Source organism: Streptomyces sp. NPDC001507 (assembly GCF_042894765.1).
Classification (GTDB): Bacteria; Actinomycetota; Actinomycetes; order Streptomycetales; family Streptomycetaceae; genus Streptomyces.
Window position 1 is genome coordinate 1,312,349 of sequence record NZ_JBIAVV010000001.1, and the last position, 15,606, is coordinate 1,327,954.

General features: G+C 70.4%; 10 protein-coding genes and 1 pseudogene. 3 read left to right on the plus strand and 8 right to left on the minus strand.

The window, feature by feature from the left end; genetic code table 11:
• Positions 1 to 29: 29 nt before the first annotated feature.
• A pseudogene (locus ACFY0K_RS05915) lies at positions 30 to 441 on the minus strand (transposase family protein).
• Positions 442 to 1,408: 967 nt separating this feature from the next.
• Complete coding sequence (locus tag ACFY0K_RS05920; RefSeq protein ID WP_390638773.1) at positions 1,409 to 2,386, minus strand: helix-turn-helix domain-containing protein; 978 nt, start codon at positions 2,384 to 2,386, stop codon at positions 1,409 to 1,411.
• A gap of 285 nt (positions 2,387 to 2,671) precedes the next feature.
• Here ACFY0K_RS05920 and ACFY0K_RS05925 point away from each other — a divergent pair, with 285 nt between their 5' ends.
• Positions 2,672 to 6,895 (plus strand): S8 family serine peptidase, encoded by a 4,224-nt coding sequence (locus ACFY0K_RS05925; protein WP_390638774.1) that lies wholly within the window; start codon positions 2,672 to 2,674, stop codon positions 6,893 to 6,895.
• 107 nt (positions 6,896 to 7,002) lie between these two features.
• Here ACFY0K_RS05925 and ACFY0K_RS05930 read toward each other — a convergent pair whose 3' ends face one another.
• The 4 genes from ACFY0K_RS05930 to ACFY0K_RS05945 form a co-directional block, all read right to left on the minus strand.
• Positions 7,003 to 7,935: an aldo/keto reductase family oxidoreductase gene (locus ACFY0K_RS05930; RefSeq protein ID WP_390638775.1), complete on the minus strand. Its 933-nt coding sequence runs from the start codon at positions 7,933 to 7,935 to the stop codon at positions 7,003 to 7,005.
• 48 nt (positions 7,936 to 7,983) lie between these two features.
• Complete coding sequence (locus ACFY0K_RS05935) at positions 7,984 to 8,844, minus strand: aldo/keto reductase (RefSeq protein WP_390638776.1); 861 nt, start codon at positions 8,842 to 8,844, stop codon at positions 7,984 to 7,986.
• A 349-nt stretch (positions 8,845 to 9,193) separates the two neighbouring features.
• Complete coding sequence (locus tag ACFY0K_RS05940; protein WP_390638777.1) at positions 9,194 to 9,601, minus strand: hypothetical protein; 408 nt, start codon at positions 9,599 to 9,601, stop codon at positions 9,194 to 9,196.
• A 96-nt stretch (positions 9,602 to 9,697) separates the two neighbouring features.
• Positions 9,698 to 10,492, minus strand: a complete 795-nt coding sequence (locus ACFY0K_RS05945; RefSeq protein ID WP_390638778.1) for an SGNH/GDSL hydrolase family protein — start codon at positions 10,490 to 10,492, stop codon at positions 9,698 to 9,700.
• Positions 10,493 to 11,821: 1,329 nt separating this feature from the next.
• On the opposite strand from ACFY0K_RS05945, the gene ACFY0K_RS05950 reads away from it, so the two are divergent.
• Positions 11,822 to 13,423 (plus strand): phosphodiester glycosidase family protein, encoded by a 1,602-nt coding sequence (locus tag ACFY0K_RS05950; protein WP_390638779.1) that lies wholly within the window; start codon positions 11,822 to 11,824, stop codon positions 13,421 to 13,423.
• Positions 13,424 to 13,566: 143 nt separating this feature from the next.
• Positions 13,567 to 14,061 carry a hypothetical protein gene (locus ACFY0K_RS05955; protein WP_390638780.1) on the plus strand — a complete coding sequence of 165 codons (495 nt, stop codon included), beginning with the start codon at positions 13,567 to 13,569 and terminating at the stop codon, positions 14,059 to 14,061.
• A gap of 38 nt (positions 14,062 to 14,099) precedes the next feature.
• On the opposite strand, the gene ACFY0K_RS05960 is transcribed toward ACFY0K_RS05955, so the two are convergent.
• Together ACFY0K_RS05960 and ACFY0K_RS05965 are read right to left on the minus strand one after the other, a co-directional pair.
• Positions 14,100 to 14,306, minus strand: coding sequence for a hypothetical protein (locus ACFY0K_RS05960; protein ID WP_390638781.1), 207 nt, complete (start codon positions 14,304 to 14,306; stop codon positions 14,100 to 14,102).
• A 590-nt stretch (positions 14,307 to 14,896) separates the two neighbouring features.
• Positions 14,897 to 15,601 (minus strand): SDR family oxidoreductase, encoded by a 705-nt coding sequence (locus ACFY0K_RS05965; RefSeq protein WP_390638782.1) that lies wholly within the window; start codon positions 15,599 to 15,601, stop codon positions 14,897 to 14,899.
• Positions 15,602 to 15,606: the final 5 nt, after the last annotated feature.

Here is a 15,606-nt window from a genome sequence, read left to right on the forward strand (position 1 = left end):
ACCCCGCACCGTTTTCCTGTGCGGCGATCTTAGATGACTGAGGGTTTCGAGCGTTGTCTCTCCAGGGTGAGGACGGCTTTGGTGATGACCGTCATGGGGTTGGGGCTGCAGCTGGCACTGCGAAAGATGCGCCAGGACTTCACTCTCGCGACGCTTCGTTCGACTGGCGCCCGCGCCGCCGACAGGGCCTGGTTGATCGTGTGCTGGGTCGGGGTGAGGTCCTGGTGCGGGAGTCGCCTGATCGGCGTGGTCACGCAGGGGCTGGCCCCGATGTAGGCAGGGTCGGCTGGAACGGGAACGCACTGGCGTTCGCAGAGCGACGAGAGCACGCCGGTGCGGTGGGAGCTTGCAGCGGCGGCCACCCTCGCGGGTGACGATGAGCGTGGTTACCCACTCGACGAGGGCGTGCGGGAGGTCGAGTGCGGCAGGATAAGGAACCAATGAGGCTCCTGCGCTGATGAGTTGAGACGCCGAATACCTGTCTCAACGGCACGGGAGCCTCGTGCGTTGCGGGACACCGACCCGTCACCTTCTCACCCGCCAATTGAAGTGCTCGCCATGTGCAATAGGGCAAGAACTTACGAACCGTCCTCTAACTGAGCGTTTGGTGCGTTGATTCGTGTTTGGCTCCGGGTCAGGTTCCGTGCCAGTTCAGGGTGGCTTTCGCCGGTGAGTCTGCGGGCCATGAGGCCGATCATGACAAGGTGGATCATGGCTTCGGACCGGTGCGGGTGAGTCTCGTAGTCGCGGGCGAGGCGTCGGTGGTGCATGACGAGCCGATGCTGCGCTTGACGGTCCAGCGTCTCGGGATGATCGTGAACCCGCGGGCGCCGGGCGGGCGTTGGACGGGGTGGATGTCGATGCCGTGGCGGGCTCCGTGGTCGATGGCGGGGGTGCGGCAGCGCGCGCTTCCGCCCGGGCCTTCGTGATGTGCGGGTGGGTGGCGGCGATCCGGGAGAGCAGGGTCACGCTGGCTGCGGTGTCGGAGGCGCCGGCGGCGGTGGCCAGCACGGTCAGCAGAGGGCTCGGGGTCGATCAGTTCCCAGCGCGCGTCCGGCAGGTCGCTGGGACAGGGGCCGTGCGGGGTCATGTGCGAAGTAGCAGACCGCGGTCGGCGCTACCAGCGGTCAAAAGACGATGTTCCGGGGCGTGTTCGGAGCAGACAGGAGCAGTGGGAACGAAACGATCCCCGGGCGTCGCGGACGGGTCGACTGCCCCGTCAAGCGAGCGACCCCTGCGCCGCAGGACTCTGAAACGGCACCAACTCGACCCAGACAGGACCAAACGCTCAGTAACGGCATGGCGGGGTTGTGGCGGACGTTTGAGAGGTTTTCCGGGAGGCGGAACGGGCACAGCGGCCCGGGGAATGACCGCAGGGCGGACGGCGGCGGCGATGCCGGAGCGTCGCTCACTGCAGCCAGCCGCGGCGGGCGGCCTGGGCTGCTGCCTGGAAGCGGGTGGCCGCGCCCAGTTCGGTCATCAGGCGGTGGATGCGGCGCTGGGTGGTGCGCTCGCTCCAGCCCTGGGTGCGGGCGATGGCCGCGTCCGTGCAGCCGGACGCGAGCAGGCCCAGTAGGGCACGTGTGTCGGCGTCGGGGCCGTCGCTCCGTGTGGTCGGCGGGCTGGTGTCCCGCAGCGGGGTGGCACGTTCCCACTCGGCCTCGAAGAGTGCTTCCAGCGCGGCGAGTATGGGGGAGCGGTGGATGAGGTAGGCCACGGAATGGCCGCCGGTGGCGAGACTGAAGGGGATGATCGCCGAGCGGTCGTCGGCGATCACCAGTTTCAGCGGCAACTCCGCCCGCACTCTGGCTTCTTCACCGGCCCGCACGCTCGGCAGGATGTCGTCGCGAAGCCGGCCCGGCCAGGCCACGGCGGCCCGGTCGTAGATGACGCGATGGGCGACGCCGGTGTGCTGCCGCCGGCGCTGGTTGTCCAGATCGCTGCCCGGGCGGTTGACGTAGGGGGGCCGGTCGAAGGCGCGTATGTGGTGCCGGGCGTTCCCGGTGAGCCGCTGGAAGGCCGCATTGATGTCCTCGTGACCGGTGAGCAACTCCACGGCGATGCTCGGGTCGCTGATCCGGTTGGCCTCGCGATGCGTCTCGGCGAGCTGCCGGACCAGGGAGCGGGCCGTGTCGAGCCGGCGCTCGCTCTCCCGGATGAGTTCGGTGACGGCCACGTCCGGAGCGGCGGCCGTGAAGCGGGGCGGGCGGCCCGCCGACCTGATCGCGAGGCCGTTGTTCACCAGGGCGGACAGATGACGGCCGGTCACCGCCGCACCCATGCCGCAGGCTTCGGCGATCTCGGAGGCGCTGCTGCGGGGCAGCCCGACCAGGACGGTGTAGACCAGCTGCGACCCGTCGCTGAGGCCGACGACGTCAAGTTCCATTTCCAGCTCCGGTGTCCGCTTTCCACCGGCCGCCACCTGCTACGACGCGGCCACCACGCCATCCTCGCGCACGGTCCGCTCCCGCCCGCGTCCGCCCCTGCGCCAAGGGCGGACCGCGTCGCCCCGCGGCTCGCGTGACCGATCTCTGCCAGTTGACGGAAGTCCGCCACGGCCCCCGTCTTGTGCCGGCTCCCAGGGGTTGACAGATTCCCCACGCGTCGGCGCCGTTCAGACGGCCGACGCCTTCTCTTTCCCCGATCTCCTCACGCAAGAAGTGGAGTGCCCATGAAACGGCGGAGACGAGCGGTCGCTCGTGGCGTCGGCGCCATAGCCATCGCGGCCCTGCTGCTCGGCACGCCCGTGCAGTACGCGGCCGCGTCCGCAGCGGCTGCCACGGCGTCCGGTACCGGCTCGAAGGACGCGCTTGCCGCGCCCGCCCCGTCAGCCGTGCCGGGTGCCTCCGCACTCGGTCCCCTGCGCTCCTTCCTGAAGCGCGATCCCGTGCGGACCAAGCCGGACAGCCCCCACCAGGTCCTCATGGTGCTGGGGCCCGACGCCCAGGTGACCGGCGAACCAAAGGGCGCGCGGAGCGACCTGCGGGTCCGCACCCCGCTCACCTCCGACGCCGGGGTGAACACCGCCCTGCGACGCGCCCGCGCCGTCTCCATCCGGCCCCTGCTCCCGGGACTCACCGCCGCGCAGGCCCGCGAACTGCACACGGCCGCCCGGGCGAAGCTCGGCGCGGGCGCGGTCGACCTGTCCAGGGTCCAGGTCGTCCAGCTGGCCGATGGCGACGCCACCGCCGCCGCCCGGACACTGGCCGCGACACCGGGCGTCGTCTACGCGGAACCCGACCAGACCGTCTCACCGATGAACACCGGCGCCGTACCCCTGCGCGCACCGGGAACCGCGACCGCAACCGGCGGTGCCGACGCCGACGGACGGGACACGCCGAAGGCGCAGCCCAGCGGCACGACCGGCGACGACGGTGTCCCCGCCAACGCGGCCCTCGCCACCTCGACGCAGAGCTTCCTCAACGCCGGCGGCATCGACGCCACCGGCGCCTACAGCCTGCTCAAGCGGGAGTTCGGCCAGCTGCCGGGCACCGGAGAGACCATCACCAACGTCTCGATCGGCGACCTCACCGACGAGTCGACGCCGAACCTCGCCTCGACCGGTCCGACGACCGTCCTGCACGACGGCCGCCGGTACCTGGACGTCCCCACCATGCCGCTGATCCCCACCTACACCGCCGACGCCACCGGCGCCCTCGACCCGGCCGGCTCGACCCAGGGACAGGACCCGGCGCTCGGCGAGGTGCTCCTGGACTTCTCCGTGATGGCACCCCTCCCGCACGAGGCGCAGCGCCCGGGGATGCAGGGCAGCGGGGACTCCGATCTGCTGGGCATCGCCCCGGGCGCCACGTACCGGCTCGTCGTCCCGCAGGAGCCGACCTTCAGCCAGATCGCCGTCGCCCTGCTGGCCGCGGCCCGGCAGACACCGCGGCCCGACGTGATCACCGCCAGCCTGGGCTACGGCACCGACGCCTACGGCATGCCCGGCCGCTACCTGGAGGACGACCCCGTCCAGCAGTCGGTGATCGCGTCCATCGTGCGGCAGTACGGCATCACCGTCGTCGTCTCGTCGAACGACGGCACCCGCCTGTACACCAACGCCGCCGTCGGACCGGACGGCGGAAGCACACCGACCGACGTGACACGCAAGCCCGCCGACACCACCCGTATCGACGACGACCAGATGTCGACCACGCCCACCCGGGTCCTCGACTCCGGGGCGATCGCCGCGGGCGGCACGACCACCGACGACACGCTGTCCGTTCCCCCGCAGGACGGCGGCGCGGCCTCGACGGCCGGCACCTGGGCGACCACCCGGCTCAACGGCTCCGGTGTCTTCTCCTCCGGGTTCGGCACCCGCGTGGACGTCTCGGCGCCCAGTGACGGCATACCCGCCTTCGAACACCAGGGGCAGACCGCGCAGTCCGTCGCCGAGGTCCTCAGCGGCGGCACCTCCGCCTCCGCCCCCGAGATCGCGGCGGCCGCCGCGGTCGTCCTGCAGACCTCACGGCTGACCGGCCGGCACCCGTCGCCCGACGACGTGCGCGAGCTGCTGGAACGGACCGGCCGCGCCGTCCCCACGCCGCCGCAGGTCGACCGGCCGCTGCACGTGGGCCCGCAGCTCGACGTCACGGCGGCCGTCCAGGCCGTACTGGCCGAGGCACACGGCGGAGCCGCCGGCACCGGGCCCGCCGGCACCGGAGCGGCCAGGATCGTGCGGCTGTCCGTGGCGCACCGCCAGACCGTCGGCGGCCTCGGCGGCAGCTACCTGGAATCCACCGATCCGGGCCGCATCGACCTGGCCGGACCGGGCACGGGGTCCGGGGCCACCGGGGAGGGCCTGGTGGGACCGGTGACGATCGGTGCCGACGTGACCGGCCTGACGGGAGACAAGGGCATCGAGTACGTGCTGCGCATCGGGAAGCGGGAGTTCACCTCCGCCACTCCCGCGGTGCGGCTGACACCCACACAGATGCTCACCGCGGCGGGTCTGCCCGTCACCTCCACGACGGACCGCCGGCTCTCCCTCACCTTCGAGGTGCGCCACGGCCGCCAGGTACTCGCCGCCGCACGCCACGAGCTGGCCTTCGGCCCCACCGACGGGGGATACGCCGAGGCACTCGCCCCGGTGGTCCAGCCCGTGGTCGAGGCGGGCCGCTCGGTGAGGGTGCGTTACGACCTCAGCGGCGTGCGCAACGTCAGCTCGCCCGAGCTGGTCGTGTCGGGGGTCGGCCACTTCAGCCCGGCGGCGGCTCCCATCTTCTCCGCTTCCTACAGCGTTCCGCTGACCGCACCGAGCGGGACGGTCACCGTCCCGGCCGACGCCTTCACGGCGGGCGGCGGCATCTACGGGATCGGCATCGTCCAGAATCCCACCGGCGGCGCCAGGGGCGTGCCGCTGTACGGGGAGTTCGCCTCGGTCCGGGTCGACGGCGCAGGCATCGCGCAGCGTCCCGACGCACCGGCGCTGGGCGCCGAGCCGTCCGGAGGGCCGTCCGCCGGGTCCGGGCACCTGCTGGAGATCACCCGGGCCGCGCCCCGGTTCTCCGTGAGCTACGACGTGTCGCGGGTCCAGGGCGCGACCGGCACGCTCCTGGAGTTCTCCGCTCCGGGGCCGAACATGTACGGCTCCTACAACCTGGTCAGCAATCAGAACGGCACCGTCCGCGACCACGACGGAGTGGACAGCCCGGCCACGCTGGAGCGTTCGCTGAAGGGCACGCGGGGCACGGCGAAGCTCGACGCCCGGGCGCTCAAACTGCCCTCGTCCGTCGCCTACGACGTGCGGGTCTTCGCCGTCGACAGCAGCGGCGGGATTCTCGGCCAGGCGTCGCCGACGTCCTTGCTGGCCTACGACGACGGACCGGCCCCGGACGGCACCAACCTGACCGACTTCGCGATCGTCCCCGGAGGAACCTCGGTCGCGTCGGTCGAGAGCCCCACCGCAGAGGGCTCGGTCTACGACTACGACGCCGCCGAGGGAACCTACGGGCGCAAGCTCACCGGCGACCCCGCCCACGGCTCTATCTACGAGGTGTTCGGCGTCGACTCCTCCCACCATGTACTCGTGCTGCACAAGCAGACCACCACCGGCGAGCAGTGGCTGGAGACCTACGACACGAGCACCGGTGACGCCGTCGGACGTCCCGCCCGCGTCGACGACCAGTACGTCGTGACCGGCGCACGCGTGGACGACGAACGCCATCGGGCCGCCGTGCTGGCGACCCGCGCCGGGGACAGGGCGGGCTTCGTCCTGCCCGTGGACACGGCGACCGGCACCCTGGGCACACCTCTCCAGCTCGACTTGGCCGCGGTGGGCGGCGCCCCGTACGGGCTGCTGGAGCTGGACCGGACGACCGGTGTCTTCACCGCGCAGAAGACCGGCTCCACCGTCAACTGCCTGGCCGGCAGCGGCTCCGGCACGGTGGCAAAGGTCGACCTGGACACGGCAACGGTCACCCAGGGCCCGGGCGGAACCCCGTGCGCCGCAACCCTCGCCTCCGATGAAGCGGGGCACCTCTACGAGACGTGGTACCACTCCATCAGCGTCAACTTCCCCGGCACCGGGTATCTGGCGCAGCTGGACGGCGGTGACCCGGTCAACGTGGGGACGGCTCAGGCACCCGTCGCCCTCGCGGTCGACGGCCGGCACCACCTGGCACTCCTCGGCTTCCGCTACCCGGACCTGCAACCCACCGGAGGCTTCCAGCAGTACGGCTTCACCGACAACAACGCCACCGGCCGCATCGCCGTCGTCGACCTGAGGACCGGCAGGACGGTGGAAACGGTCACCGGCGTGGAGTACCCGCAGTTCGGGGCCTACAACGGACGGCTCGACTCGCATCACGAACGCGCCGTCCAGCTCGACCCGGCCACCCGCACGGGCTGGACGTACGCGGGCGACGGCAGCCAGATCCAGCAGTTCTCCTACTGATCGGGTCCACCGGTCGGCGGTCAAGGTCCGCGGGCGGCTCGGAGCGCCCGTGGACCCGCCGCACGGCGGCGGGCGTACGGCTCGCCGCCGTGCGGGTGGGGCGACGGTCAGGGAACGATGTACTGGGCGGCGCGGAACAGTTCGTACCACTCCGCACGGGTCAGGGGAACGTCCGATCCGAGGGCGGCGTCCGCGACGCGCTGCGGGGTGGTCGTGCCGATGACCACCTGCATCCGGGCGGGGTGGCGGGTGATCCAGGCCGTCGCGATGGCAAGGGACGGCACCGCGTACTTCGCCGCCAGGCGGTCGATGACGGCGTTGAGTTCGGGGTGGCGCTCGGAGCCGAGGAAGGGCCCGTCGAAGAAGCCGGCCTGGAACGGCGACCAGGCCTGCACGGTGATGTCGTGCAGCCGGCAGTAGTCCAGGAGCCCGTCGTCACGGCTGACCGACTGGTCCAGGCCCTGCATGTTGGCCGCGACGCCCTGCGCGACGAGCGGGGCGTGCGTGATCGACAGCTGGAGCTGGTTGGCCACCAGCGGCTGACGGACGTGGCGGCGCAGCAGGTCGATCTGGCGGGGGGTGTGGTTCGAGACGCCGAAGGCGCGCACCTTGCCTGCTGCGGCCAGGTCGTCGAAGGCACGCGCGACCTCTTCGGGTTCGACCAGGGCGTCGGGACGGTGCAGCAGCAGGATGTCGAGGTAGTCGGTGCCGAGAGCCTTGAGCGAACCGTCCACCGACTCGACGAGGTGCTCGTAGGAGAAGTCGAAGTACGGGCCTTCGCGGACGATGCCCGCCTTCGACTGGATGATCAGCTTTTCGCGCTGCGAGGGGCTCAGTCGCATCGCCTCGGCGAAACGGCGCTCACAGCCGTGCAGTTCGCTGCCGTACACGTCGGCGTGGTCGAGGAACGTGATGCCGGCGTCCATCGCGGTCGCGAGAAGTTCGCGGACCTCGGCGTCGCTCTTGTCCTGGATGCGCATCAGGCCGAGCACGATGTTCGGGACGACCATGTCGGTGCCGGGCAGTTTGAACGTCTTCACGATCGGGTCCTTGTCCATACGTGGGTGGGCGGTGCGGTGCCGGGCACCTCAGGCCGCCGACAGGCGGGAGATCTGCTCCGCAGTGAGCTCGACGTCGGTGGCGGCCGCCGAGTCACGGATGCTTTCGGGGCGGGAGGCCCCGGGGATCGAGACCACCACGGGCGCCAGGGCGAGTTCCCAGGCCAGGGTCACCCGGTAGACGCTGACGCCGGCCTCGTCCGCGACCTCGCGGAAGGCGGCCTGCTGCGCCGAGAGCTCGGGCGCGTTCGCGATGCCGCCCAGCGGGCTCCAGGGCAGGAACGCGATCCCGAGTCCGGCACAGTGCTCCAGCTCGCGCAGACTGGAGCGGAACCTGGGCGAGAACTGGTTCTGGACCGATACGAGGCGACCGCCCAGGATCTGGTTCGCCTCGTCGATCTGGTCCACGGTCGCGTTCGAGATGCCCGCCATGCGGATCACGCCCTCGTCGAGCAGGTCACGGATCGCGCCGATCGAATCGGCGTACGGGACCCGCGGGTCGGGGCGGTGGAACTGGTAGAGGCCGATCGCCTCGACGCCGAGGCGCCTGGCCGACTCCTTGGCGGCCCGCTTGAGATAAGCCGGATCACCGTTCACGGTCCAGCTGCCGTCGCCGGGCCGCAGGTGACCCCCCTTCGTCGCGACCAGCACGTCGTCCGCTCCCCGGCCGTACGTGCGCAGGGCCCCGGCGATGAGCTCCTCGTTGTGTCCGACCTCGGCGGCGTCGCGGTGGTAGGCGTCCGCCGTGTCGACGAACGTGACACCGGCGTCCAGCGCGGCGTGGATCGTCGCGATCGATCTGCGGGCTTCGGGGCGGCCCTCGATGGACATCGGCATGCCGCCGAGCCCGATCGCCGACACGGTCCGTCCGCCGATCGTGCGTTGCTTCATCGGACGTCTCCTCCGGGTGTGGAACGCAGGTGGTCGAGGTCTTCCCGTACGGAAGGCCTGCCCGGCCGAGCCTAGGAACCGATGATTCAGAGGTCCAACAGTTGTTTTTTATGGCATTGAGAAAGGGAATCGATGAATGTGTCCGGGGTGTACACCGCGCCGCCCCTGCCGGGCGCCCGGACGGTGTGTGCGGCACCGTCCCGGCGCACGGGTACGGTCCGTCGCGCGGACGCTGGCGTGGAGCTGGCCGCGGCCGGCTGGGAGCCGCGGCACCGGGCCGTGTACGGGTGCGGCGCCTGGGAGCGGTCCCTGTACGGCCGTATGCCCCTGGACCGGGAACCGGCCGCCGTCACCGGCGCCCGGGGCGGCCGGGCCCCGGGCCGGCTGGCCCGCGCAACGCATCTGGTCGGCCTGCGGCCCGGTAGTGGCGGGCCGCTTCGTCGAGCGACCGGGCCATACCGGCCTCGGGGCAGCCCTGGTGGTACAGCACGCCGAGGTAGTAGGCCGCCCGCGGCGACCCCGTGCTCTGCCGCAGCAGCGGTACCGCGATCGCATAGTGGCCCTGCAGATAGGCGATGTGCCCCAGGAGTTCCACGGCGGCGTCGTGACCGGCGGACGCGGCGGTCTCCAGGAAATAGGGGGCCGCGGCGCGGTGCTGCGCGCTGTTCCAGCAGTGCAGACCGATCTGGTAGTGGTCCTCGGTGCCGGCCGGCTCGCGGCCGTCCACGGTGAAGTCGGTTCCCTGCCAGTGCGCCACGTCGCCGCCCCTCGCCCCGGCCCGCCGCGGCGCATCGGTCAGTGTGCCTCGCGCGCAGGCACCCCGGGAACGGGTGCCTGCGCGGTGGCGGGCCGGTCAGCTGTTGGCGTTGAGGACGGGGTAGAAGCCGGACGCGTGGCCGGTGGCGGTGGGGTGGTAGGACTCCCAGGTCGGCGAGATGACGATGGAGTGCAGCCAGTCGTCGCCGGAGCACAGTTCGTGCCCGTTGAACGTGGTGCGGACGTCGCCGAAGACGAAACCGTGCGCGGCGGCCCTGCCCTGGATGACGCTGTCGAGGACGTCCGAGGCCTCGTCGATCTTGCGGTGCTTGGTGTCGCTGAGCCCGATGCAGAAGACGTTGAGGGTGTAGAGGTGCGGGTAACCCAGAACGACCACCTTGGCGTTGGGGGCCTTGGCGCGAATCGCGGTGTAGGTGGCGTCGAGGCGGGCGGGCAGGGTGTTCCGCGCGTACGTCTCCGCCTGGTCGACCCTGTTGACGCAGTCGGAGTCCGAATCCGTGGCGCAGGCCGTCATGACGTCGGCGAAGCCCGCGTCGTTCCCGCCGATGGTGACGGAGACCAGCGTGGTGGCGGAGGTGAGGGGGCCGAGCTGGGAGTTCGTCACGTCCGTGGTGACCGCGCCGGAGCAGGCCGTGTCCGCGAAGGACGACGGGGCGTGCGCGTTCTTCCAGAGGTAGGGGTAGGCGCTGAGGCTACGGTGGCAGCTGCCGCTCGCACTGTCGTAGTTGCCCGCGCCGTTGCCGGCGGAGTACGAGTCGCCCAGCGCGACGTACACCGGTCCCGCGGCCTCGGCCGGAGCGGCCAGACCCAGGCTGATGAGAGCTGCGGCGCCCAGAGCTGCGAGCAGGGACAGCGACTTGGTCGATCTCACGGGACCTCCAGAAGCGGAATGTCGAATTCCATCGGGTGGCGCACGAAAGCAGCGTGAGTTTGATGCGTGCATGACAGATCAACCCTCTCGTGGCACTCCGCGTTCGAGCCCTGGCCTCGCGGGAACGGGACCAGGGTGCTGGTGAACGGGGAGGGCCGCCGCGAGAGGGCGGTGAGACACCCCCGACGCGCCGGTGGGGGTGGTGTTCGTGCCGCGAGGGGCCGGCCGGCCGGCCGTCAGCGCATGCCGGTGCCCTACGAGTTCGGCATCCCGGTCACGGGCCTTGAAGTGGGAGTCGTGGTGCGCGCGCGACGGTGGCGGGTCGGCGGCCTGCGTGAGGTTCTCCTACCGCGTCACCGCGGGAGTCCGGGCTGTTCCTCGGTGGGCACCCGTCCGTGCGGATGGTGGTGAGAGTCGCGGGGGGTGCCGTCATCGGGCCGGGCGCTGTGGCGAGCGGTTCCGTGCGTCTCGCAGTGGTGGGCTTCTTGATCCGCATGCGTTCCTCCTGCGGGGGGATGCGGCTCAGAGGGGCGAGCGGGTACGGCACACGGGCCCGCCTGGCGGGCAGATTGGACGTGCTCCTGACAAGTTCAATTCCGAAGTATCGTGAGCTCAGGGGCTGTCGGCAAGCCGTCGGACGCGGAATTTTACGCGCGTAACACCTGGCCCTCCGGCCCACCGAGACCTGCGCGCGCCTTGCGATCACTCGCAAAACGCCGTGCTCCGTCACACACGTGCGTGACGGAGCGTCTTGCGCTGGGACTTTATGGCGTTCTGCGCCATCAGACCGGCGGGTCGAACTGAGGTTTGGTGCCGTCGGCGCAGGTCCAGATCCGCAGCCGACGGCGAGTCCCGATCTGCTGCGTGCAATGGGCAAGACGTTCGCCGACGCCTTCATGTCCGCCGAGGCCGACGCCCTCTGCAACGGCGAATACGGGCAGGTAAGCGACGAGAGAGTCAACCAGCTGTCATGCGGGAGGAGATCGGCCAGGCGCCTGCCGTGTTCGGATGGCATCACCGGGGAGATCGAGGACAGCTACACATTGATCCTCTGGATCATCCAGCACAACTCGCCAGGCCCATCCAGGAGTTCACGCACACCTCCGACACCTCCGACACCTCCGAGACGGCTGAACGGCTCCCGGAGCTGCCGCCGCCCTGCCGCGGGGCACGGCCGGTTTCCGTCCCCGCCTTCAACGACGTCACGGGAGAGTCGGGCAATCTTCGTGTGGCCTTCACCTCGGGGAGCGGGGACACGTTTCCCCGGATGGGCTGTGATCGACTCAAGCGGTCGACGAGTCGCGTCGCTTGCGGCAACCGGGAGGTTTCATGAACGAGCACGGGACCAGGCGCACGACGGTGGGAGTCGCGACCGCGGTGCTGGCCGTCCTCGCCCCGTTCGTGCTCTCCGGGCCGGTGTCTGCGCAGACGGAATCCCGTGGACCGGTGAGTTCCGAGTGGACGACGCAGACCGTGGCCCCCGGCGTCGAGGTGCGCACAGGCACGATCCGTAACGCCGCTTCCGTGCCGACGTGGACCGTCACCGTGCAGGAATCGACGACCAGCCGTCTCACCGGTGCCGCGGCCTGGGCCGAGGTGGGCCCGCGCTCCTGGGCCGACGAAACCGCCGCCCGGTTGAAAGCAGCCGGATTCCAGCCGCGTACCGAGACCGTTCGGTGGCCGCGGTACGCCGACACTCCGTACGGCACGATGGGCCTGCGCATACGTGTGGGCTCCTACGCCGACAAGGCCGCGGCGCAGGCTGTCGCGACCTCCGTCAACGCGGCCGGGTTCCATGCCGTCGCCGAGTGGACCGGCTACGAACCCGAACAGCCCGCGGACGTGGAGAACATCCACGTCGCGGTCATTGACCCGCGCAAGTTCTCCGGCACCGTGGCGGGCACTCATGACGGCAACGTGGCCCAGCGCGAGACCACGTCGTCGGTGGCCGGGAAGCTCGGCTCGCTCGTCGGCGTCAACGCCGGCTTCTTCGTCACCTCCAACTCCGACGGCGTCCAGGGCACCCAGTCCGGCATCGCCGCCTACGACGGGCAGTTGGAGTCGATGGCAGTGGGGTCCCGCGCCGCGCTGATCGTCGAAGACGGAGGGCGGCGCTTCCGGGTGGCGGACCTGACGTCGACGGTCACCGCCCGCGCGGGCGCGTCGCGTTACGCCGTGGAGGGCATCAACCGGGTCCCCGGCACCGTACGGGACTGCGGGCGGCCCGGCCTGACGCCGAGTTCGCTGCCCTGGCAGGACGTCACCTGCCACACCAATGACGACCTGGTCCAGTTCACCCCAGCCTTCGGCGCGAACCTGCCCACCGGTGCCGGCACCCAGGTGGTCCTCGACGCCACGGGCCGAGTCGTGTCCACCGGCGCCCGGGGCGGCCGTGTCCCGGTCGGCGACACCGTCCTGCAAGGAATCGGCACCGCAGCGGACTGGCTGACCACGCATGCCACGCTCGGGCAGCGCGTCCCGGTCACCGAGGTCGTACGGGACACCGAGGGCCGACGGGTCCGGCTCGGGCAGGGCGACAGCATCGTCAGCGCCGCGCCCACCCTGGTCGAAGACGGCCGTCTCAGCATCGATGCCGCCACCGAAGGCACGCTCGACCCGAAGGACCTCTCGTTCGGGTACGCCTGGTCCAACATCCGCCAACCGCGCACCATGGCCGGCATCGACGCCCGCGGCCGTCTCCTCCTGGTCACCGTCGACGGCCGCCTCACCGGCGGCAGCGAGGGGTTCACCTTGCAGGAGGGCGCCGAGTTCATGCGCTCGCTCGGCGCCGTCGAGGCTCTCAACCTGGACGGCGGCGGCTCGACGGCGATGGCGGTGAACGGCAAGCTCGTCAACGCACCTTCGGACGCCACCGGTGAGCGCGCTGTCGGTGACACTCTCCAGGTCCTGGCGCAGCCACGTAGCCACTAGACGAGTAGATTCGATGTGACAGCGCTCGCCGCCCGGCTGGCCGGAGCCGCATGAGCGAGCGATGGGAGAACTGGCCAGACTCTGTCCTGACGTCCCGTCGTTATGGTGTTTTGGTTTACCGAGGCCATGAACAGGAGGGGCTCATGACCGTCGAGCATCGGTGGCTGTTGGACGAGACTCCCTGGCCCGAACGGGCCGCGCTGGTTTATGGCGAGATGGTAGAACTGACGACGCCACACCCACCGATTCCGAAATTGGGCCGGCTTGGGCCGGAGATCATAGGCAGACGCGGTGTGATCGTCGCGTGTGTCATCGAGCAGGACGAGCGTGATGGTCACGTCGGACCGCTCTACGTCGTGGAGACCGAGGACGGCAGTCCCTGGAGGCTGCGGTCGGAGTTCCTGGTCTCCCGGGGCGGACTTCATTCCGACATGCCGCCCCGCTATCGCAGCGACCTGCCCGAAGGAACCCGCGTCCGAATCCGCTTGGAGCCGGACACACCGGGCGCGACGAGGGAAGCTGTCGGGGAGGTCACCGGGATCTGGTGGACGACGTCCTTGGAGCCGCCGAAGGGCTACATCGTGCAGGTTGGCGAGTACTCCCACTGCGTGACCCCGCAGCAGACCGAGGTTCTTTGACTCGGCGGGAGCCTGCCTGCAGTCACTGCCAAATGCCGTCAGTGGTCAAACGCGATCAGCGAGCGGGTGACGGGTTCGCCGACCTGGTTGTTGTGCCAGATCCCGGCAGCCATCGCCAGTACCCGCCGGGCCACCCGGATCGCGGCGCCCCCGAAGGTCCGCCCGCCGTGTTGTTCCAGGTCAAGCTGGCCTTTGAGGGTGTCGTTGACTGACTCGATGAGCTGGCGGACCTTCTTGAGCATCATCTGCCGTACCGCTGCTTCTCGCGCTTGAACGACGGCCGAAGCAACTCGACGCCCAGCTCAGCGAGTTCCAGCTCAAACACCTTCGAGGCGAAGCCCTTGTCGGAGATGAGCATGATGCCCTCGCGGGGGCGACGAGCTCCGCGTCGACTTCGAGCATCGCGGCCAGCACCTCCCGTTCGTCCAGCTTCGGGTTCGCCAGCGCCCACAGGATCGGCATACCGGTCGGGGTGCACACCAGGCACAGACGGAGCCCCCAGAAGAAGCGGGAGTGCGAGGCACAGTAGCCGGCCCGGGCCGCCATGTTTGACCGTTGGACGGTCGGGCGCGACATGCCGCACGGCACCGGCGTGGAGTCGGTGATCCACACCGTGTCCGTCCAAGCATGCCCGGACCACGACGTGCACGGCGACGGCTCGGCGCACCGATACGGCGGTGGGGCCACCCCGCAGCATTGGGGTGGCCCCACCGCCGTGCGGATGCAGACCGTACGAGGACCGCCGGGCGTCCGAGAACGGGGCGTCGGCTCTGTTCACGTGGGCTCTGTTCACGTGTCGTGACAGCGAACGTCGACAGCATTCGGGGGTTTGGTGTCAGGCGGTTTTGTGGCGGGCGCCGCCCTCGATGTGGATCGTCTCACCGGAGACAAAACCCGCGCGGAGGAGCCACATGACCGTGTCGACGACGTCGTCGGTCTTGCCGTGGCGTCCTACGAAGGTCCCGGCCGCGCTCTTGTCCAGCAGGCCGGCTTTTTTGTCACCGAGACGGTCCCATGTGCCCGAGTCGATGACACCGGGCGAGACGGCGTTGACCCGTACCGGCGCCAGATCCGCCGCGAGGTGGCGCGCGGCGTACTCGACCGCACCGTTGGTGACCCCTTTCACGAGTGATCCCGGCCCGGGGCGCCAGCCGACAACACCGGAGAACAGCACCATCGAACCGGTCGGCCGCAGTACCGACGCGAAGTGTTTGGCGACCAGCATCGGGCCGACCACCTTCGCCGTGAACGCAGCCAGCAGCTGGTCGCGATCCAGCTCGGTCGCGCGAACATCGTGCGGCGCCGAACCGGTCGTCACGATGTGGTCAATTCCGTCCTTCAGCAGCTCCGCCGCGGCCGCGAGCGTCGACTCGTCCTGCAGATCGACCCGCACCGCGCCAGCGCCGATCTCGCGCGCCAGCGCGTCGGCTGCAGCCAGATCGCGGGCACCGACAACAACCTCGTAGCCGTCCTTGGCTGCACGCTTCGCGACGGCCGCGCCGAGCGCCCGTGCACCGCCGATGACCAGGATCCGCTCCATGCGTC

Bases quoted from the DNA above. Each gene is read 5' to 3' on its own strand.
- ACFY0K_RS05925 (WP_390638774.1), top strand. From the start codon at position 2,672: ATGAAACGGCGGAGACGAGCGGTCGCTCGTGGCGTCGGCGCCATAGCC.
- ACFY0K_RS05960 (WP_390638781.1), bottom strand. From the start codon at position 14,306: ATGATGCTCAAGAAGGTCCGCCAGCTCATCGAGTCAGTCAACGACACC.
- ACFY0K_RS05920 (WP_390638773.1), bottom strand. From the start codon at position 2,386: ATGGAACTTGACGTCGTCGGCCTCAGCGACGGGTCGCAGCTGGTCTAC.
- ACFY0K_RS05950 (WP_390638779.1), top strand. From the start codon at position 11,822: ATGAACGAGCACGGGACCAGGCGCACGACGGTGGGAGTCGCGACCGCG.
- ACFY0K_RS05935 (WP_390638776.1), bottom strand. From the start codon at position 8,844: ATGAAGCAACGCACGATCGGCGGACGGACCGTGTCGGCGATCGGGCTC.
- ACFY0K_RS05955 (WP_390638780.1), top strand. From the start codon at position 13,567: ATGACCGTCGAGCATCGGTGGCTGTTGGACGAGACTCCCTGGCCCGAA.
- ACFY0K_RS05965 (WP_390638782.1), bottom strand. From the start codon at position 15,601: ATGGAGCGGATCCTGGTCATCGGCGGTGCACGGGCGCTCGGCGCGGCC.